Source organism: Exiguobacterium sp. QJM3NY_9 (assembly GCF_056173545.1).
The window spans coordinates 684,212-703,382 of sequence record NZ_CM149679.1 but is presented as its reverse complement, the minus strand read 5'-3'; the positions used below and the strand labels follow the sequence as shown (position 1 = coordinate 703,382).

Genomic DNA, 19,171 nt, shown 5'->3' with positions numbered 1-19,171 from the left:
GTGCTTTTTTTGCCGTACTTTTGATGCGGCGTGAAACGCTCAAATGGTATGATTAAAAAAAACTCACCGGTCAACTGGGTTCAAATCCCGTTTTCCGGGTGAATGAGGAGCGATTTGAATGGCAGAACAGTTTAAAATACTCGTCGTCGACGATGAAGCACAGATGCGCGATTTACTCGTATCAAACCTTGAAAAAGAAGCTTACGTCACGACAACTGCGACGAACGGACAAGAAGCCATCGATAAAATTCAACAGGATACCTTCCATCTCATTTTACTTGACGTGATGATGCCTGAAATGGATGGACTGACGGCATGTATGCGGATTCGCGAATTTTCAAATGTCCCGATCATCATGTTGACGGCTCGTTCGGACGAACTCGACCGGATTCATGGTTTAAAAATCGGCGCCGATGACTACATCACGAAACCCTTTAGCCCACGGGAACTCCTTGCCCGAATCGAAGCGACGCTCCGTCGGTCGCACCGCTTCGCTGTCGATCAATCAGCGTCGTTATCGATCGGCAAGCTCGAACTCGATACAGAAAGCCGGAGTGTCCACGTCAGCGGTAAACCGGTCAGCCTGACACGAAAAGAATTCGACTTGTTGCACTTGTTCGTCCAACATAACGACAAAGTTTTTTCTCGCGAACAACTGCTCGACCAGATTTGGGGAGCCGATTATATCGGAAACTTACGGACGGTCGATACGCATATCAAAACACTTCGTCTGAAACTCGGAGAAGCTGGGGGCGCCATTCAAACGGTCTGGGGCATCGGCTATAAATTCGAGGAAGTATGATTAAACGCTACACGATCCGAAAGCGGATTTGGATCACGATTTGGTTCACGAGCGTCTTTTCGGCGATTCTCTTCCTGTTACTCACGTTTTATCTGTACGACCGGTTTTATCTCCAGACACAAGAAGACATCTTGCTGAACCGCGGTGAAAAATTGATTAATATCTATGAATCGGAAGGCCTGTCCGGTGCTTTTTATGACGGAATGACCTATACGAACGAGCTGACGGAATCAAAAGTCTTTTTCATCGATTTCTTGCAAGATAATCCCGGTGGACTGCGTTTCTTGACGAACGAAGATATCGAACAGCTCCGAAACGGCCAAACGGTCGTCTCGAGCCGGACCCATCCGATTGAAGGCAGCGATATTTTGATGACAGGATTTCCAATCATCGAAAACAACCGGTTAGTTGGGACGTTGATCCTCTACCTTGAACTGGGACAGATCAGTGAACCGTTCCGCCCTCTGCGGCTGATGATTTTCTTCATGATCGGCTTAATCGTCCTCAACCTCGTCATCTTCGGTCGCCAAATCATCGATACGATCATTCGTCCATTGATTGACATGAAACGGGCCTCGACGGTCTATGCCCAAGGTGATTTTGATTACCGGATTCCGATTCAATCGGATGATGAAATCGGGGAGCTTGCCGAAACATTGAACAAAATGGCAGAATCACTTGGCGAAGTCGACGAACAGCGAAAAGAGTTCCTCGCGAATGTCAGCCACGAACTCCGGACACCCTTGTCCTATATCCGTGGTTATACGGAAATGATGCAAGATGAACATTTAGACACGAAGACACGCGATCAATATTACCAAATCATCGAACGGGAGACGGAACGTCTGCAGCGTCTCGTCAACGATTTACTCGACCTCGCGCAACTTGAACGGGACTCGTATCCGATGACGAAACAACCGCTCGTTTTCAGCCAGGTCCTCGAAGATGTCGTCTACCGGATGGCACCGATCGCGCAAGCAAAAGGCATTCAACTCGTGACAGACTTTGATCCGAGTCAAATCGTCCTCGGTGACAATGATCGGTTGGAACAAGTCATCGGAAACCTGATTGACAATGCCCTTCGGTACACACCGTCTGACCGTTCGATTTACTTGACGACGAAAACGGATGGCAATTTGACCATCTGTACGATCCGTGATGAAGGAGAAGGAATTCCCCCTGAACATTTAGAGCGTTTGACGAAACGTTTTTATCGTGTCGACAAATCGCGGACACGTAAAGATGGCGGGACCGGTCTTGGCCTCGCGATCACGAAGCACATCATCGATCGCCACGATGGAACGCTTGCCTTTACGTCATCAATCGGACAAGGAACGACCGTCACGATAACGCTTCCCCTCTTACCGGATGAAGACGATGGATTTGCATAACAAAAAAAGTCATCCGTTTTCACGATTGTTTTTCAGAAGTGTTTGCTTAAAAGGAGTGTTTCTTCATCGAAACGAGATTAATTGATTTACTTCAGGATGCGGACCATTTCGCGGTTCTGATCAGCTTGCTCGTCAGCTTCATCGTCAGTACTTTTGGTTTCTTACCGAGTGCTTTCGTCACCGCTGCGAACGTGCTTTACTTCGGTTACTGGGAAGGGTTTTTGTTATCCTTCCTAGGTGAGGCCTTTGGTGCACTCATCGCTTTTTACTTGTACCGGTTCGGTGTCCGTCGTCTTACACCAAAGATTGACTCGGTCCGCGTTCAAAAGTGGACCGACCGGCTCGCTGAAACGAACGGACGTGATGCGTTTTGGCTGATCGTTTTACTACGCGTCTTGCCGTTCATTCCGTCTGGCCTCGTCACGTTACTGAGTGCGGCTAGTCGTGTCTCTCCGCTCGTTTTTTTCATCGCAAGTACTCTTGGAAAGATTCCTGCTCTATTTATCGAGGTCGCGAGCGTCAGCTGGTTCATCGGAAGCGATGCGGTAATCCAGTGGATTGTCGTCGGTGTCGTCATCGTTCTGTATGCGGCTCACCTCGTCTACAAAAAGTATCAATCCAAACAAAAAACGCCGTCTTCTTGATTTACTTCAAGAAGGCGGCGTTCGTACGTATTAGAACTTTTTCTTTTTCTTTTTCTCGAGGACGACGATTGCTTCGACATGTGCCGTTTGCGGGAACATATCGTACGGTTGAATGTAACTCACTTTATAATCAGCCTTCATCAAGTGATCACAATCGCGGGCAAGCGACTGTGGATTACACGAAACGTAGACGATTTTTTTAGCTTTTGACGAAATCATCGCATTCAATAGTTGTGTATCACAACCCGACCGTGGTGGATCGACGATGAAGACATCCGGGACCCAACCTTCTTTGACCCAACGCGGAATCCAAGCTTCTGCTTTCCCGACGACATAATGGGCGTGATTGAAACCATATTGCTTCATGTGTGCATTCGCATCTTCAACCGCTTCTTCAATGATTTCCATACCGCGGACTTCTTTTGCTCCTTTTGCAAGCCAAAGACCAATCGATCCTACTCCAGCATACGCATCGACGACACGCTCTTCACCCGTCAGCGCCGCTGCCCGAACGACTTCTTCATACATCCGTTCTGCTTGTTCCGGATTTAACTGGAAGAAGGCACGTGGCGAAAGTTGATACGTGAATTCACCCATCTGCTCTTCAATCTTTTCAACACCACGAAGAACTTCTGTTTCTTCTCCGAAGACACGTGACGTCAGTTTGTCATTGATGTTTAGCGCGACCGAGATGACACCCGGAATATTGTGAATATCACGTGATAGTCCTTCGAGATCTTTAAATCCATCTTTAAACGCGACGAGGACGACTTGAATCTCACCTGTTTTGATTCCTGTCCGGACGACGATGTTACGAATGACACCATCTTGTTTCGCAGAATTGTAGACCGGTACATTGTAATCATTTAATAACTTCGTCACGGCATTGTTGACGCGTAACGTTTCTTTATTTTGTACGATGCAATCATCAATCGCGACAAGACGGTTTGAATTCGCTGAATACAAACCACTGACGATTTGATTGCCTTCTTTTCCGACCGCAAATTGCGATTTATTCCGGTATTCCCATTCTTTTGTACCGATTGTTGAACGGATATCTGCCTTTTCGATGTTCAACTTCGTTGATTTCGAGAATGCATTTCGTAACATCTCTTCTTTGTAACGGAGTTGTCCTGCATAGCTCATATGTTGAAGCTGGCATCCGCCGCATTGACTGTAAATCGGGCAGAGTGGTGTGACACGATCCGGCGAGCGATCATCACGTTTGACTAGTTTTGCATTTGCGAAATTGTCGTGGACTTCCGTGATTTCAATCTGTGCTGTTTCTCCGACGAGTAACCCCGGAATGAACACGATTTGTCGTTCGAGTGTCGCAATCCCCTCGCCATTGATTCCCATCCGTAGACACGTGACGGAGCGGATTTCTCCGACATTTAGTTTAATTTTCGTTGCCATTCTCTTCATCCTTTCCATGATACAAATGAAAAAGCGGTTTCGATTAACCGCTTTCTGATCCCTCATGTTCCTTCATATCTTTTGCATAACGAAGTACCTTGGCTTTTAACTGGTCCAAGGAAACTGCGAGTCGTTCTAAATCCTCGATATCTGATGTTTCATCCAGTGAATCGATCGTGTGGCATAGAAGCTGCATTCTTGATTTTAGCACATTCATCTGGCCAAGTTTATCAGTTCTTGCTTTTCCCATTATTCAGACTTCCTTTCTTCTTATAGATTCCGTCGTTATTTTAGCATACGATACGAAGTGGAGCATTTATGAAGGAGGAATATAACTATGTTACAACAATCAACGATCACGATCGAAAATGATCCGTGGGAAGCCTATCGCGATATCGAACAGTATGGTCAGGCCATGCTGACGAACATCGAAGTGACGACAACAAAACTCTGCAACATGCGGTGTGAACATTGTGCCGTCGGCTATATGTTAGCGAGTAGCGAGAACCCAGAAATCCCCGTCGAACTATTAATCAAACGTCTCGATGAAATCAAACATCTCCGGGCCTTTTCGATTACAGGGGGCGAACCGATGCTATCGACGAAATCGGTCAAGGAATATGTTGTCCCTTTACTTAAGTATGCCCACGAACGCGGCGCTAAAACCCAAATTAATTCAAATTTAACACTTCCACTCTCACGGTACGAATTAATCATCCCCTATCTCGACGTTTTACACATATCCCATAACTGGGGAACGGCGGACGATTTCATCGATGGTGGTTTTGCGATGATGGAACGGAAACCGTCACGTGAAGCGCGGACGAAGTTATTCGAACGAATGAAGGAGAATGCACGGATTTTAAATGCCCGTGGCGTCCTTGTCTCCGCCGAAACAATGATTAATAAACGGACACTCCCGCACCTCGAAGCGATTCATCAAGAAATCGTGGATATGGGTTGCGTCCGTCATGAAGTGCACCCGATGTATCCAGCAGATTTCGCTTCAATGATTGAAGCTGCCAGTCTTGACGAAATTCGTGACGGGATCCATCGTTTGCTTGACGTCCGTGACCCGAACGTCTGGATGCTCTTCGGAACACTCCCGTTCTATGCCTGTTCGATGGAGGAAAAAGATTTAGCTCTTCATCGCCGTCTGCGTCAAGAAACGAATGTATCTGTCCGAAACGATCCGGATGGACGCTCACGCCTAAACGTCAATATTTTTGATGGTGAGATCATCGTCACGGACTTTGGTGATGAACTCGCTTCTCTCGGAACGATTCATGATACCTCTTTCAACGACGCCTATGCTGAATGGCAACAAACTGAACTAAATAAAAGTCTATCGTGTCATTGCCCGGCCGTTAAGTGCCTCGGACCGAATGCGCTCGTCAAGAATGCCTACTATCCAGATGTCGACTTCCTCAAGCAATCAAGTCGCTTATAACAGCGGACAGGTTTTACCTGCTTCCAAACGGGGAAAAGATTGTCACAAAGTTGACACACGTTCTTTCGCTGAAGGGAGTTTTCATAATGGAATGGCTCGTCGGGATTGTCACCATCATCGGGATGTTCAGTATGGTACTCGGAATCATGATGATTGGAATTCGTTCTTCCCACAGCATCGAACATGATGAAGTGTTCGATCAGACGGATTGGGACGAACACCTTCTGCATATGCCACGCCCAACACGTTTTGAACAGACTGAAAAATAGGAACACAAGCGCCCCGCTGTACAATCGTGCAGGCGGGGCATGTTATGCTTAATTCAAAAAATGAAAGGCAGTTGTTTTGTCGTGTCTCGTCGCTTCGCCCTGATTTTATCGATTGTCTTTATCTCCGGCTTTACGCAAGGATTATTGATTCCTTTGTTGTCTATTTTACTCGAGCGTCAAGGAACACCTGCTTACATAAATGGTCTGAGTGCTGCCGTCCTTTATATCGGTGTTATCGTCGCTGCTCCATTGATGGAAAAACCTTTACGACGTCATGGCTATGTCCCCGTCATCTCTTTCGGTCTATCGTTAGTCGCCGTCGCTGTGTTCGCCTTTCCGTTGTTACCAAGCGTCCTCGCCTGGATGGTATTACGCTTCATCGTCGGGTTTGGCGATCAAACGTTACATTACGGTTCGCAAGTCTGGGTGACATCGATTACCCCCAATGAAAAGTTAGGACGGACGATGTCGCTTTACGGCATGGCATTCGGGCTTGGCTTCGCACTCGGTCCTCTTGCCGCTCCACTTGTCGATTTAATTGACTGGCTTCCGTTCGTCTTAACCGGGACATTGACCGTCATCGTCCTCGTCTTGTTACGTCGCTTGCCGAATGAAAAACCAACCGACATCATGCCGGAAGAATTACAAAGTGCCGCCTCCCGCTATCGTCTCGTCCTCGCGAGTGCCTGGTTTACGTTACTGCCTGGCTTCACATACGGATTTTTGGAAGCGACATTGAATGCAAGTTTCCCCGTTTTCGCGACACGGAACGGGTATGCCTTGTCCGAGACGAGTGCATTAATCACGACATTCGTCGTCAGTTCGCTCATCATGCAACTCCCGCTCGGACGGCTAGCTGACCACTTTGGAAAACGGCGGACCTTAATCACTGTACTCTGCATCGGGGCAAGCGCGTTTCTCGCGGCTTGTTTCCTCTTTGAAAGTTACGGTGCCTTGTTTGCCATCTTCGCCTTTAGCGGCATGGCACTTGGGTCGACGTATTCGTTAGGGGTCGCTTACATGACCGAACAATTACCGAGTCATTTATTACCGACCGGCAACCTCCTAGCTGGTATCTCCTTTAGTCTCGGGTCGATTCTTGGACCGATTGCAGGCAGTGTGTTTGTCTTACTTCCTCCTGCTTTTTACTTTAGTTTATTTGTCGGCGTCCTCTTTACACTTGCTTATTTATTATTTCGCTCGACAGCGAAGCCGACACAAATTAAATGAGACCCGTTTTTTAATGTAGAAGAAAGAAGGGAGTGCCGCTCGATGCGACACTCCCTTCTTTCTTTACCGTTTCGTTTTTGTTCAGTCCATCGTAGTTCGTTGACTCCTATACACGAGACGGTATCACTTGACGATTCCGACTTGCCGAAAACGTTGCCAGAGCTTTTCATCGATTGCGTATGGTTGATTTTTCGCTTGCTTCAACTCTTCCGTCTCCAATAATACGATGACCTCTCGACCATTGATCGACCAAACTGAATCGTACCCCTTTTCCGCCTCAATAATTTCCACATCGACCTCGCCATGGGTTTCCTTGAGTTGCTGGCTGACGCACGTTACGACGAACCGAGCGAACTCATCCCGGGGACGGCGATTTGCCATGATCTTTCGAACGATTTCATTACGTTCCACTTTTCTCATCTCCTCTCGTTTTCTAGTCATACTAGCCTTTTTGGCAAGGCCGAATCGGTTGTTTTATGACCGTACAGAAAAAGCCGAACAAGTCGGCTTCAGCAACGAACGATTAAGAATGAAACTTTAATTGAGACTATTTTCACACGATTCAGATTCTTCGTCAACTGCGCTTTTGAAACCAGACTGGGAGATACGTCGAGACCAGAATCCCTGATACAACAAAAAGCAGCCCAAGGAGCGCTTGAGGCGGAATCGTCTCGCCGAGAATCAGGGCCGACAGACTGACACCGTAAATCGGAACGAAAAACATGAATAATGAAACACGACTAACAGGATTGTACTTCATCAGCAAGTTCCAAAGTGTAAACCCTGTCGCCGACAAGAAGGCGAGATAGAACAACATCCAGGCCGTCGTTTGTGTGAAGTGGAACGGGAACCATTGACCATTCAATACCGCCCCTGCGATAAATAAGCCAATCGAACCAATCACCATTGCCCAACCCGTCATCGGTGCGACCGGATAAGCAGCTGAATATTCTTTCGCAATCAAATTAGCAAATGCCCCTGAGATCATTGCACAAATCAACAAAATCTCACCGACGCCGAACGTGACACCCGCCGACCCTTGTGGCCAGTTTGCTAAAATGACACCCGTGAACCCTAAGAACAACGCTAGTCCTTTAAAACGATTCAAGCGGTCGTCTTCATAACGAAAGTGTGCAAGTAACATCTGAAAGAACGATGTTGAACCGGCAATGATTGAGCCTTGGACACCTGTCGATAATGACAACCCGATGTAGAAGAAGACATATTGTAAGAAGGTCAAAAAGAATCCAAGACGACTATAGGCATACGCTCTCTTTTTCAAAGTAATCGGCTGTTTAAAAATCAGGACGCTGACGATGAGCAATAAAACTCCTGCCAGAAAAAAGCGATAGCTCGCAAACAATAACTGCTCTCCATATTCTGAAGATGTGATTGCTAAAAGTTCATAACTCTTTTTAATGAACGGAAAGGCGCTCCCCCATAAAAGTGTCGTAAACAATGCAAAAACAACCATCCCGACCGGATGGGTTAAGATTTTTTTCATTTTTTTCAGTTTCCTTCCCTGTTTCTTTTCACTGAGGCATGGTATAGTAACTTTACAGATAATAATAATTATAATCTAGCGACAATGAAACTCATTATCATTGACTTAAAAACGTTGGTAATAAACATTCTCATTGTTTTAATATAATGATTTCATTTCTCATTTATAATTTGGAAGGAGCTTTTTTATGACTACCTCTACTACTACCGATACTCATCAGCGTTCCGCAATTCGTCATGCTGTCGAGGAGCATCACGAATTGATTTTAGCACTCTTTAGCGGAATATTAATTTTAATTGCTTACGCTTTCGAAAAACTACAAATTCCGGCAACTGTCTACGTCACACTTTACTTATCCGCCTATGTGATCGGAGGCTATGCGAAAGCTAAAGAAGGATTGACAGAAACGTATCAAGAAAAAACACTGAATGTTGAATTGTTGATGATTTTAGCAGCAATCGGTGCAGCAGCCATCGGCTACTGGATGGAAGGTGCGATCCTAATTTTCATCTTCGCGTTATCCGGTGCGCTTGAAACGTATACGATGAACAAAAACGAACGCGCTCTTCAAAGCCTGATGTCACTACAACCAGAAGAAGCAACACGATTGAACGCAGACGGAAAACTTGAAGTCATCGGAATTGAACATCTCTCGGTTGGTGATATCGTCTATGTCCGTCCCGGTGAACGAATTCCCGTAGACGGGACGATCATTCGTGGTCAAGCCGCGATTGAGGAAGCTTCGATTACGGGTGAATCCATTCCTGTCGAAAAACGGACCGGTGACACGGTTTACAACTCAACCGTCAATATGAACGGCGTCTTGACGATTGAGATGACGAAAGCCGCTGATGAATCGTTGTTCCAAAAAATCATCCATATGGTTCAAAATGCGCAAAGTGAACAATCACCTTCTGCTCAGTTCATTGAGCGGTTTGAAAGTCGTTATGTCAAGGTCGTCCTTGTCGTCGTCACATTGATGATGGTTCTCCCACATTATCTTGTCGGTTGGAGCTTTGAAACAAGCATCTATCGTGCCATGATTTTACTCGTTGTTGCGTCACCTTGCGCCCTCGTTGCCTCAATCACACCAGCTGCCCTATCAGCCATTGCAGCTTCTGCCCGGAACGGTGTCCTATTTAAAGGGGGCGCCCATATTGAGACGTTAGGTCAAGTCAACACGATCGTCTTTGATAAGACAGGTACACTCACGACCGGTAAACCGATTGTGACCGAAAGTCATTATGCAGAGGATGCTAATCAGTTCTTGCTCAAACAAGCCGTCGCCTCGATCGAAGCGCAATCAAATCACCCGCTCGCTCAAGCGATTGTCGATCATCTTCAAATCGAGACGCAAGAACCGTCTGCTTTTAAAGACGTGACAGGATACGGCATTGAAGCGACGGTTTCCGGCGTGACGTACCGTATTGGGAAATATGGTTTCCATGAAGGCTTAAATGACCCGTTTCGCTCGATGGAACAAACATTAAAAGAAAAAGGAAATACAATGGTCTACGTCAGTAACGCCGAATCCATCGTTGCACTCTATGCACTCCGTGATACGATTCGTCCTGAAGCAAAAGCAGCCATCACTTCTCTTAACTCGCTCGGCATCACGACGATCATGCTGACAGGCGACAACCCTGTCACGGCAGCTGCAATTGCAGAAGAAGCCGGTCTTACATCGTTCGTCGCAGAATGTCTACCTGAAGATAAAGTAAACTACATCAAACGATACCAAGCAGATGGACAAACTGTCGCTATGGTTGGTGACGGAATCAATGATGCTCCTGCTCTTGCCCTTGCTCATGTCGGAATCGCGATGGGCGAAGGAACAGATGCTGCATTAGAGACTGCTGATGTCGTCTTGATGAAAAATGACTTAGGTCGTCTCGCTTACGCTGTCAATAAGGCACGGAAAATGAACCGTGTCGTCAAACAAAACATCACGCTCGCAATCGGCGTCATCTTAATCTTGATTGCCTCGAATCTCTCTCAATTTCTCATCATGCCGTTCGCTGTCGTCGGGCATGAAGGATCGACGATTCTCGTCATCCTCAACGGCTTACGTCTTTTACAAAAAGACGCTCCCACACCTGTAGAGATGACTGCCAGCTTAAAAAAAGTCGCAGCTTAATTCAGTGATTCACTAAAAAAAGACTCTAAAAACCGGCAACCGGTTTTTAGAGTCTTTTATTTATCACCCGAACGTATTCGTCGGAATCGAGTCGAGATCCGCTTGTTCTTTCAGACGTTTTTCTTCCATTTTTTTCGGATCAGCTTTCTTCATGAAACGTTCCCATGAAGCATTTAATTCTGAACCCAGTAAAATAATCAACCCTGTGAAGTAGAGCCATAAAAGAACGATGACGACACTCCCGAGTGAACCGTACGTTTGGTTATAATTCGAGAAGTTCGATACATAAAATCCGAATCCAACGGACAGCAATTGCCAAACGATGACACCGAACACGGCACCTGGGATCGCTTCTTTCATCGTAATCGGACGTTTCGGTGCAACCCGGTAAAAGATGGATAAGATGACAATCAGCAATACTGTCGAGATTGTATACCGAAGGACCGTCAAAAGAACTTTTTGCCCCATATCGATCGGTAAAACGAAATCTGCTAAGTAACTAATGATCGGACCACCGAGGACGTTTAAGATGATTAGCAATAACATCCCAATCCCGAGAACGACCGTCAAGATTAAGGCGATTCCACGCGAAGCAACAAAGCTCCGTGGAGAAAAATCTCCATAGGCGTGATTGGCAGTTGTAATCAAACGATCGACACCTTTAGATGCTGACCAAATCGCTAAAATCGCACCAATCGAGAGCAGACCACCTTGAGGTTCTTTGATTGCTTGGAAGATGACATCCGTGAATGTATTCACTGATCCACCCGGTGCTAAATCGCGAAGTTGCGATTCAAGTGTTTGCTGGTCAATATCGAAAAATGATAATACTGAAATAACAAAAATGATACCTGGGAAAATCGATAAAAACCAATAATAGGCGAGCGTTCCAGCGTAGTCTGTAATGTTATGATCAGACATCCGCTGCTTTAAATTAAGTGCTAACCCTTTTGGGTCACGTGTATGCGCCATCCTCATCATCTCTCCTTAATTAAAAAGAGGCAGTCTAGGACTACCTCATCATCTTCCTATTTATTTCCCTGTTTGGTTCAACTAAAACCTCAAATATCTTCTAGTCGAATATCATAAAATCGTTCTGTCATCTCTGACAATTCCTTGACGAGAGAAGTCGGACGAACCGGTAACTGTTTTAGTTCGCTACGTTTGACCCAAAGCGGGGTATACCCAGATGATGTATCTTCGAACTCTTCTCCAGTCCCTGTACCAAATACTCCACCCGTGATTTTCGCCCAGTAATATGGATTGTCTAAATCGTTAAAACGAACGATTGCTGCTACCCCTTCGAGTTCGACATCGACACCTAATTCCTCATGAGCTTCCCGAATCGCCGTTTGTTCGAGCGTCGCTCCCATTTCGAGACCACCTCCGGGGAAAACGTAATACGTCACGTCTTGTTTATCCCGGCGAATCAAGGCAACCTCATCTGCTTCATTCAAAATGATGACGGCACTTCGTTGTATTGGCATGGCTATCCCTCCCGACATTTACATTAGACATCGTCCAGTTACTTATCGAATCGTCTCTAACATCTCAGGAACTAAGCCGTTTTCTGTAGAAGCGATGACTTCGGCCGCGACTTTCATTCCGAGCGTTAAGGCATCTTCCGCTTTTTTGGCGTCTGTTAACTCCGACAAAACAGCTGAGAAGAATGAGTCTCCCGCTCCGGTCGAATCGACGACCTTCACTTTTTTTGTTCCGATGTGACCAGATGTCGCACTGCGGCGATCAACATAGACTGCACCAAGCTCGCTCATCGTCACGACTGTGAACGGTGCCCCTTTTTTCGCCAGTTCATTTGCCACATGAAGCGCATCCTGAACCGTCACGATTGATAAATCAGATAAGATTTCTGCTTCTTCGCGGCTGCAGATAAATCCTGTGAACCCTTGCAAAAGGTGACGATTCCGTTCGATGACACTGAGGTGTCCACACACTCCGAACAACGGCAACTCCATTTTTCGGCAGAGATGAATCAACCGTTCTAAAACGGTCACGGATAAATCTAAATCGATCGCGACTGCATCGACTCCATCTAGGGCGTAGACGGACTGGCGAAGAATCGCTTCTTCTAATAATTTTGCGTCAGGTTGCTTTGAAATCGATGTCTGGAGGTCACCCTCGTTATCCATGACGGCTAACCACATACCCATTCCGTTGTCGTCAAGCATTTCGACGTGATCCACATTTGCACCGTATGATTTTAGTTCTTCCAACACGCCGACACCGATTTGGTCGTTCGTAACCGTCGAGATAAAGCGAACATCATTCCCGAGAACGGCTAAGTTCTGCGCTACATTCCGTCCTGTACCACCATTTGAAAACGTGATGTCTCCAACGTTTTTCGCATCCTTATGCAATGGAGCGAACGAAGTTCCTTTTATGTCGACGAATACTTTTCCGATTACCGCGATTTTATTCATTCCAGTTCCACCTCTAAAAAAAATTCATGATTCCCGAGTATCCACTCGAATATTTCAGGCACATTGCTTCAATTATAGTAAAATTTTAAATCTGTGACAACCAATCCTACTCTTACGAGTAACTCGTGCATGGCAAAAAAATACCCCGCTGCCCGTATTCACGGCAGCAGGATATTTTAAAGGCATTATTTTAGAAGTTAGCGAACGTCAAGCTAATCGCAAGCAGCAATCCGAAAATTGTATTTACTTTTCCCGTCTGTGCCATTCCCGGCATCAATTCTTGTGGTTCAAGGTCGTCCCAAAACAGCTTCACGGCCTTGATCATCAATGGAATACTCAGTAAGGCAAGTAACGCGAACCAGGAAACGTTAAACGCAACGACGGCAACGATTAACGAAATGACGGCAGCAACAAAAAAGGCGATCAGGACGTAGACTGCCGCCCGGTGACCGACGAGACAAGCAATCGTTTTTCTTCCGTTCACTTTATCGTTGTCGAGATCACGAATATTATTCGCTAGCAAGATCGATCCAATCAAAATCGCGACTGGCACTGAAATCGCGACCGCTTCCGTCGGGACATAGCCAATCTGGAGATAAGCCGAAATGGCGATGATGACGTACCCCATGAAGAATCCGGCGACGATTTCCCCGAACGGCGTGTATGCAATCGGGAGCGGTCCCCCGGTATAGATGTAACCGACGAACATCGAAACAAGTCCGACTAAGAGCAGCCACCATGTTGTCTCAAGACAGAGATAAATCCCAAGCAGTGCAGCAATGCCATAGAGTGATAAGGCGAAGGCAAGAATCGTCCCCGGCTTGAATCCGTCCCGGACGATTGAACCACCGATGCCGACCGACTCTTCATTGTCGAGTCCCCGCTTGTAGTCATAGTATTCATTAAATAAGTTCGTTGCGATTTGAATCAACACCGATGCGATCAACATCGCAAAAAATAGATCGAGTCGTAATGACTCGATACGTGGTGCGACGATAGCCGTCCCCACGACGACCGGTACAAAACTCGCTGTTAATGTATGTGGCCGTGTCATTCGCCAATATACGGCGATTGATTTATTCATATAATAAACCCCTTTCCCGTCTAAGTGTATCGGGTTTCGTTTTTTGCTGTCAATGCTCAATGAAAGATAGCTTATTCCTTCTTTTTTTTCAACAAAAAGTTTACACTTAGATTAAGTGAAACGTATCACAGTATCTACAGACTAGGGGGCAATGAGCGGTATGGCTTACGCTCAACAAGAGCTTAAACAACGTATTGAACAGGCCGTTGGTCATGCGAACGCATACCAGCGCTCTATAATCGCTTCTTATTCATGGGAAATCGAAGCGCAAGACGTCAATTCATTGACGTACGGAACAAAAGAACGCTATTACTTTACGACACCCGACCGATCGATGCGTGCCATCGGTTTCGGTATTGCGAAACAGTTAAAAGCGTCAGGACACGATCGATTTTTACGAATTCAATCTAAATGGTCGAATCTCAACCGCGATCATGTGGGTGATGATTTATTTGCGTTTTGCGGTTTTTCGTTCAGCGAACTCAAAAACCCCGATTATCGCTGGTCTTCCTTCGGAGAAGCCTCGATGACAGTTCCAAAGTTTTTATTCTTAGAACGGGATGGACGGACGACCGTCACACTATTCGCGATCGTCGACCCTCAGTCAAACGCTGAAAAAACACTCAATCAACTCGCTTCCGATTACGCCGAGTTACACCAACCAAAAACAAGTCGTTTCGTGACTCGTATCCGAATGACTCGCGACGGGAATGAGGCTTTTGAAGCGTCTTTCCATCAAGCGACACAACTTTTAAAAACATCGTTAAAGAAAATCGTGTTAGCTCGTGAAGTCGTGTACGAAATGGATCAGGCCGTCGACCTTGCCGGACTCGTCCGCGAACTCGAGCAGTCTCAACCGGGAAGTTATGTTTTCTTCTTCCAGCCGACCGTCGACGAGGCGTTCCTCGGAGCTACACCAGAACGACTCGTCTTAAAAGAAGGAAACCAAATTAAAACAGCTGCCGTCGCTGGTTCTGCGCCACGTCACGAAGTCGAATCAACAGATGATGCACTCGGTCTTGCGTTGCTCGAAGATAAAAAAAATCGTGTCGAACACTCAATCGTCGTTGACTCCATCACGAGTACGTTACACGATTTATCGACTCGAATCGAGAAACCGGATCAGCCGATGTTGCTTAAGAACCGCCACATCCAGCACCTGTATACACCGATTACTGCTACGTTGTCACCGGAGGTGACGTTGCTGCAGATTATCGAAAAATTACACCCGACGCCTGCTTTAGGTGGCGAACCTAAACTAGAAGCAGTTCAAGCCATCCGTGAGATTGAAACATTCGAACGCGGTTGGTACGGTTCTCCTGTCGGGTGGATGGACGGTCAAGAAAACGGTGAATTCATTGTTGCCATCCGGTCAGGTCTTTTCACTGAACGGTCGGCAATTCTCTATGCCGGTTGCGGACTCGTCGACGGGTCACAACTAACGAGCGAATTAGAGGAGACGGAAACAAAACTCTCACCGATGTTGCAAGCTCTCTCACATCTGTGCACGTTAGAAAAGGATGATGTTTATGTTGACTAAGTGGATGCACACATTAATCGATACGCTCGTCGCTAGCGGGGTACGGGATTTCGTAATCAGTCCCGGCTCTCGCTCGACCCCACTCGCGATTGCTGCATTTCTTCACCCGTCTAGCCGTACCCACGTCCTCGTTGACGAACGGTCGGCTAGTTTTTTTGCTTTAGGATTAACACGCACGGAAGAACAGACACGTCCCGTCGCTTTGATTTGTACGAGCGGGACAGCTGCGACGAATTATTTTTCCGCCATCACGGAAGCAAACATTTTTGAACTCCCATTGATTGTTTTGACCGCTGACCGACCACACGAATTGCGTGGGGTTGGAGCACCACAAGTCATCGATCAAGTCGGTCTTTACGGAAAACAAGTCCGCCATGCATTCGATTTACCTTTACCAGAGGAACAAAGTCTATCGTATGTCGCTCATGTCGCAACGCGGTCCGTCCTGTTGGCGATGACCGAACCGGCCGGACCGGTCCATATCAATGTCCCGCTACGCGAACCGTTGATTCCGGAGCTTGATCCATTGCGGACTGGGCGAACTGTCGGAACACTCCCCCGTTTTGCCGAGCAAGTGACGACTGACGAGCTCCTAGCTCTTCTATCTACAAAGCGTCTTTTGATTGTCATCGGACCACAACTTTCGACGGTCGATACAAAAATTATTTTGGATTACGCGAAACACTCGCGAATCCCCGTATTAGCGGATCCCCTGAGTCAAGGACGTCAGTACAAAACAGACACCGTTTTTGCCTTCTATGATACGTGGCTAAAAAATGAGACAGTCAAAACAGTAGCTAAACCCGACCACATCTTACGGTTCGGAGCAATGCCGACATCAAAACCTTACTTACTTTGGTCACACGATATTCCGACGACGGTCGTCGGTCATGCGGCAAATTGGCGTGCTCCGCAACTGCATACGAATCTGTTAGCCGGGCATCCGAGTCAGCTCCTGAGGATGCCCGTGACTGAGCATGATCCTGCTTATCTCAAGACGATCCAAAGAGCTGAAGAAACAGTCGGCACTGTCTTTACGACGCTCGATCAAGAAGACCTGACGGAGTATAACGTCGTTCGTGCCTTAAACACCTTGTCGTCAGGCAGCTTATTCGTCTCAAACAGCATGCCGATTCGCGACATCGATACGTTTTTGCCTGCAGGTACACCGCTTCGCCTTCTCGCCAACCGGGGTGCGAATGGAATCGATGGGATTTTATCGAGCGCAGTCGGTGCGACATACGATGCACAGGAACGCTACTTGCTCGTCGGTGACCTCGCCTTTATTCATGACGTCAATGGCTTGATGATGGCACGGACTCGTCCGATTACCATCTTGCTCATCAACAACACCGGGGGCGGAATTTTCAATTTCCTGCCACAACAGCAACAGCTTGAATCCGAGGTCTTCGAACCGTTATTCGGAACAGCCCAGCATCTCGATTTCAGTCATATCGCAGCCGGTTATGGGGTCAAACATCAAGTCGTCACGTCAATTTCCGAACTGAAAACACGGTTAACCGAACCGACGACCGTCACACGAATTCTCGAGATTCGAACAGATCGTGCGACGAACGTCCTGAAGCACCGTACGATTTGGGAACAGACAAATCATGCGCTCACGGAGTGCTTTCAATGAAGTTACGTGACCATGACTACCATCTCGAAATCGAGGGGCAAGGTCCTCCATTGTTGTTACTGCATGGGTTTACCGGCAGCAGCGGGACATGGACGATGCTCAGTGCACGACTTCAGGAAACCTACACCGTCTATCGGATTGACTTGCTTGGTCATGGAAAGACGCCGCCTGCTGCGTATCAGCGGATGCGTTTGACGGAGCAAGTCAAAGACTTACAAGCGTTACTTGCGACAAGAAATGAACGATGGACCGTGTTAGGCTACTCGATGGGTGGACGGATTGCCTTGATGCTTGCAGCCTGTTCAACGCAAGTCCAAAAGACAATCGTTGTCAGTACGACACCTGGCCTAAAGACAGCACACGAGCGCCGTGCCCGGCGTGCAACAGATCGGCTTTTGCAACAGATGTTGCTTGAAGACGGACTCGAAGCATTCGTCCAGCACTGGGAAGCGTTACCGCTGTTCGCAAGCCAGCGCCAATTACCGTCCTTTGCGCAGCAACAGATTCGGTCGGAGCGTTTGTCCCAATCAGCAGAGGGATTAGCCGCTTCACTCGCCGCGCAAGGAACAGGGAACATGCCGTCTTTATGGACCTGTCTTCAAGACGTATCCATTGAATGGATTGTCGGGGAACACGATGAAAAATTTAAAAAGATTGCGCAACAAGCGGCGGATTCAAAAAAAATCCACCAGATTTCGCATGCAACGCATGCCCCACATATCGACCAACCGGAAAAGTTTGTTACAATAGTAGAGAAACTACTCTTAACTTAAGCAAATGGGGGAATTTAGATGAAATATGCTCCAGAATGGGCAGCAGTCCGTAGTTATGAAGACATTAAATACGAAAAATGGAATGGGATCGCTAAAATTACGATCAACCGTCCAGAAGTGCGCAACGCGTTCCGTCCACACACGGTCCATGAATTAATCGATGCGTTCTCACGTGCGCGTGACGACCAAAACGTCGGTGTCATCATCTTGACAGGTGAAGGCGATCTCGCTTTCTGTTCAGGTGGAGACCAAAAAGTTCGCGGACATGGTGGTTACGTCGGTGAAGATGAAATCCCACGCTTGAACGTCCTTGACCTTCAACGTTTGATTCGTGTTATCCCGAAACCGGTCATCGCGATGGTCGCTGGTTATGCAATTGGTGGCGGACACGTCTTACACTTAGTCTGTGACTTAACGATTGCTGCTGATAATGCGAAGTTTGGACAAACAGGTCCTAAAGTTGGATCATTTGATGCAGGGTATGGTTCTGGTTACTTGGCTCGTGTCGTCGGCCATAAAAAAGCGCGTGAAATTTGGTTCCTCTGCCGTCAGTACGGTGCTCAAGAAGCACTCGACATGGGACTCATCAACACGGTCGTTCCACTTGCTGATCTTGAGCAAGAAACAATCCAATGGTGTTCTGAGATTCTTCAACATTCACCAACAGCTCTTCGTTTCTTAAAAGGAGCGCTCAATGCAGACTCTGATGGTCTTGCTGGAATTCAGCAACTTGCTGGAGATGCAACATTACTCTACTACACAACAGACGAAGCAAAAGAAGGACGCGATGCGTTCAAAGAAAAACGTGATCCTGACTTCGGTCAATTCCCACGTTTCCCATAATACGAAAA

At 46.9% G+C, this 19,171-nt stretch carries 19 protein-coding genes; 11 read left to right on the top strand and 8 right to left on the bottom strand.

The window, feature by feature from the left end; translation table 11 throughout:
* Window positions 1-118 precede the first annotated feature (118 nt).
* The 3 genes from AC0VYQ_RS03455 to AC0VYQ_RS03445 all read left to right on the top strand — a co-directional run bounded on the left by AC0VYQ_RS03455 (window position 119) and on the right by AC0VYQ_RS03445 (window position 2,837).
* Window positions 119-802 carry a response regulator transcription factor gene (locus AC0VYQ_RS03455; RefSeq protein WP_029332769.1) on the top strand — a complete coding sequence of 228 codons (684 nt, stop codon included), beginning with the start codon at window positions 119-121 and terminating at the stop codon, window positions 800-802.
* Window positions 799-2,193 carry a sensor histidine kinase gene (locus tag AC0VYQ_RS03450; RefSeq protein ID WP_214845899.1) on the top strand — a complete coding sequence of 465 codons (1,395 nt, stop codon included), beginning with the start codon at window positions 799-801 and terminating at the stop codon, window positions 2,191-2,193. The genes AC0VYQ_RS03455 and AC0VYQ_RS03450 overlap by 4 nt, the downstream gene beginning before the upstream one ends.
* 125 nt (window positions 2,194-2,318) lie before the next feature.
* The gene (locus tag AC0VYQ_RS03445; RefSeq protein WP_475404263.1) at window positions 2,319-2,837 is read left to right on the top strand and encodes a TVP38/TMEM64 family protein; all 519 of its coding nucleotides are present in this window, start codon (window positions 2,319-2,321) and stop codon (window positions 2,835-2,837) included.
* Window positions 2,838-2,867: 30 nt separating this feature from the next.
* Here AC0VYQ_RS03445 and rlmD read toward each other — a convergent pair whose 3' ends face one another.
* Window positions 2,868-4,253 carry a 23S rRNA (uracil(1939)-C(5))-methyltransferase RlmD gene (gene rlmD / locus AC0VYQ_RS03440; protein ID WP_088836421.1) on the bottom strand — a complete coding sequence of 462 codons (1,386 nt, stop codon included), beginning with the start codon at window positions 4,251-4,253 and terminating at the stop codon, window positions 2,868-2,870.
* A 43-nt stretch (window positions 4,254-4,296) separates the two neighbouring features.
* Window positions 4,297-4,503, bottom strand: coding sequence for an SE1561 family protein (locus AC0VYQ_RS03435; RefSeq protein WP_029332765.1), 207 nt, complete (start codon window positions 4,501-4,503; stop codon window positions 4,297-4,299).
* 87 nt (window positions 4,504-4,590) lie between these two features.
* Between AC0VYQ_RS03435 and yfkAB the strand changes: the two genes are divergently transcribed.
* The 3 genes from yfkAB (at window position 4,591) to AC0VYQ_RS03420 (ending at window position 7,202) form a co-directional block, all read left to right on the top strand.
* On the top strand, window positions 4,591-5,703 hold the full coding sequence (gene yfkAB / locus AC0VYQ_RS03430) for a radical SAM/CxCxxxxC motif protein YfkAB (protein WP_214766626.1): 1,113 nt from the start codon (window positions 4,591-4,593) through the stop codon (window positions 5,701-5,703).
* 86 nt (window positions 5,704-5,789) lie between these two features.
* Entirely contained in the window at window positions 5,790-5,972 is a 183-nt protein-coding gene (locus AC0VYQ_RS03425; protein WP_029332759.1) for a hypothetical protein, read from the top strand.
* Window positions 5,973-6,011: 39 nt separating this feature from the next.
* Window positions 6,012-7,202 (top strand): MFS transporter, encoded by a 1,191-nt coding sequence (locus AC0VYQ_RS03420; protein ID WP_251136129.1) that lies wholly within the window; start codon window positions 6,012-6,014, stop codon window positions 7,200-7,202.
* A gap of 123 nt (window positions 7,203-7,325) precedes the next feature.
* Here AC0VYQ_RS03420 and AC0VYQ_RS03415 read toward each other — a convergent pair whose 3' ends face one another.
* Window positions 7,326-7,622, bottom strand: coding sequence for a hypothetical protein (locus AC0VYQ_RS03415; RefSeq protein ID WP_235195201.1), 297 nt, complete (start codon window positions 7,620-7,622; stop codon window positions 7,326-7,328).
* Between the two features lie 154 nt (window positions 7,623-7,776).
* Window positions 7,777-8,706, bottom strand: a complete 930-nt coding sequence (locus AC0VYQ_RS03410; RefSeq protein WP_214893847.1) for a DMT family transporter — start codon at window positions 8,704-8,706, stop codon at window positions 7,777-7,779.
* Between the two features lie 187 nt (window positions 8,707-8,893).
* Between AC0VYQ_RS03410 and AC0VYQ_RS03405 the strand changes: the two genes are divergently transcribed.
* Window positions 8,894-10,843 (top strand): heavy metal translocating P-type ATPase, encoded by a 1,950-nt coding sequence (locus AC0VYQ_RS03405; protein WP_475404262.1) that lies wholly within the window; start codon window positions 8,894-8,896, stop codon window positions 10,841-10,843.
* A 63-nt stretch (window positions 10,844-10,906) separates the two neighbouring features.
* Here the strand turns inward: AC0VYQ_RS03405 and AC0VYQ_RS03400 are convergent, their stop codons facing one another.
* From AC0VYQ_RS03400 to AC0VYQ_RS03385, 4 genes are all read right to left on the bottom strand, one after another.
* Entirely contained in the window at window positions 10,907-11,815 is a 909-nt protein-coding gene (locus AC0VYQ_RS03400; RefSeq protein WP_088836414.1) for a YihY/virulence factor BrkB family protein, read from the bottom strand.
* A gap of 89 nt (window positions 11,816-11,904) precedes the next feature.
* Complete coding sequence (locus AC0VYQ_RS03395; RefSeq protein WP_475404261.1) at window positions 11,905-12,330, bottom strand: NUDIX hydrolase; 426 nt, start codon at window positions 12,328-12,330, stop codon at window positions 11,905-11,907.
* A 42-nt stretch (window positions 12,331-12,372) separates the two neighbouring features.
* A complete protein-coding gene (locus AC0VYQ_RS03390; RefSeq protein ID WP_029332752.1) occupies window positions 12,373-13,284 on the bottom strand; it encodes a guanosine-inosine kinase in 912 nt (303 codons plus the stop codon).
* Between the two features lie 190 nt (window positions 13,285-13,474).
* Window positions 13,475-14,368, bottom strand: coding sequence for a 1,4-dihydroxy-2-naphthoate polyprenyltransferase (locus AC0VYQ_RS03385; RefSeq protein ID WP_088836412.1), 894 nt, complete (start codon window positions 14,366-14,368; stop codon window positions 13,475-13,477).
* A 160-nt stretch (window positions 14,369-14,528) separates the two neighbouring features.
* On the opposite strand from AC0VYQ_RS03385, the gene AC0VYQ_RS03380 reads away from it, so the two are divergent.
* The 4 genes from AC0VYQ_RS03380 to menB are packed head-to-tail and all read left to right on the top strand — an operon-like array spanning window position 14,529 to window position 19,163.
* A complete protein-coding gene (locus AC0VYQ_RS03380; RefSeq protein ID WP_214802449.1) occupies window positions 14,529-15,908 on the top strand; it encodes an isochorismate synthase in 1,380 nt (459 codons plus the stop codon).
* Complete coding sequence (menD, locus tag AC0VYQ_RS03375) at window positions 15,898-17,547, top strand: 2-succinyl-5-enolpyruvyl-6-hydroxy-3-cyclohexene-1-carboxylic-acid synthase (RefSeq protein WP_475404260.1); 1,650 nt, start codon at window positions 15,898-15,900, stop codon at window positions 17,545-17,547. Before AC0VYQ_RS03380 ends, menD begins: the two co-directional genes overlap by 11 nt.
* On the top strand, window positions 17,544-18,320 hold the full coding sequence (menH, locus tag AC0VYQ_RS03370) for a 2-succinyl-6-hydroxy-2,4-cyclohexadiene-1-carboxylate synthase (RefSeq protein WP_475404259.1): 777 nt from the start codon (window positions 17,544-17,546) through the stop codon (window positions 18,318-18,320). The genes menD and menH overlap by 4 nt, the downstream gene beginning before the upstream one ends.
* 18 nt (window positions 18,321-18,338) lie before the next feature.
* Window positions 18,339-19,163: a 1,4-dihydroxy-2-naphthoyl-CoA synthase gene (menB, locus tag AC0VYQ_RS03365; RefSeq protein WP_029332747.1), complete on the top strand. Its 825-nt coding sequence runs from the start codon at window positions 18,339-18,341 to the stop codon at window positions 19,161-19,163.
* The last annotated feature ends 8 nt before the right edge of the window (window positions 19,164-19,171 follow it).

Coding starts and splice junctions, on each gene's coding strand:
- AC0VYQ_RS03455 (WP_029332769.1), top strand. CDS start 119: ATGGCAGAACAGTTTAAAATACTCGTCGTCGACGATGAAGCACAGATG.
- AC0VYQ_RS03450 (WP_214845899.1), top strand. CDS start 799: ATGATTAAACGCTACACGATCCGAAAGCGGATTTGGATCACGATTTGG.
- rlmD (WP_088836421.1), bottom strand. CDS start 4,253: ATGGCAACGAAAATTAAACTAAATGTCGGAGAAATCCGCTCCGTCACG.
- AC0VYQ_RS03435 (WP_029332765.1), bottom strand. CDS start 4,503: ATGGGAAAAGCAAGAACTGATAAACTTGGCCAGATGAATGTGCTAAAA.
- yfkAB (WP_214766626.1), top strand. CDS start 4,591: ATGTTACAACAATCAACGATCACGATCGAAAATGATCCGTGGGAAGCC.
- AC0VYQ_RS03425 (WP_029332759.1), top strand. CDS start 5,790: ATGGAATGGCTCGTCGGGATTGTCACCATCATCGGGATGTTCAGTATG.
- AC0VYQ_RS03420 (WP_251136129.1), top strand. CDS start 6,012: ATGTTATGCTTAATTCAAAAAATGAAAGGCAGTTGTTTTGTCGTGTCT.
- AC0VYQ_RS03415 (WP_235195201.1), bottom strand. CDS start 7,622: ATGAGAAAAGTGGAACGTAATGAAATCGTTCGAAAGATCATGGCAAAT.
- AC0VYQ_RS03410 (WP_214893847.1), bottom strand. CDS start 8,706: ATGAAAAAAATCTTAACCCATCCGGTCGGGATGGTTGTTTTTGCATTG.
- AC0VYQ_RS03405 (WP_475404262.1), top strand. CDS start 8,894: ATGACTACCTCTACTACTACCGATACTCATCAGCGTTCCGCAATTCGT.
- AC0VYQ_RS03400 (WP_088836414.1), bottom strand. CDS start 11,815: ATGGCGCATACACGTGACCCAAAAGGGTTAGCACTTAATTTAAAGCAG.
- AC0VYQ_RS03395 (WP_475404261.1), bottom strand. CDS start 12,330: ATGCCAATACAACGAAGTGCCGTCATCATTTTGAATGAAGCAGATGAG.
- AC0VYQ_RS03390 (WP_029332752.1), bottom strand. CDS start 13,284: ATGAATAAAATCGCGGTAATCGGAAAAGTATTCGTCGACATAAAAGGA.
- AC0VYQ_RS03385 (WP_088836412.1), bottom strand. CDS start 14,368: ATGAATAAATCAATCGCCGTATATTGGCGAATGACACGGCCACATACA.
- AC0VYQ_RS03380 (WP_214802449.1), top strand. CDS start 14,529: ATGGCTTACGCTCAACAAGAGCTTAAACAACGTATTGAACAGGCCGTT.
- menD (WP_475404260.1), top strand. CDS start 15,898: ATGTTGACTAAGTGGATGCACACATTAATCGATACGCTCGTCGCTAGC.
- menH (WP_475404259.1), top strand. CDS start 17,544: ATGAAGTTACGTGACCATGACTACCATCTCGAAATCGAGGGGCAAGGT.
- menB (WP_029332747.1), top strand. CDS start 18,339: ATGAAATATGCTCCAGAATGGGCAGCAGTCCGTAGTTATGAAGACATT.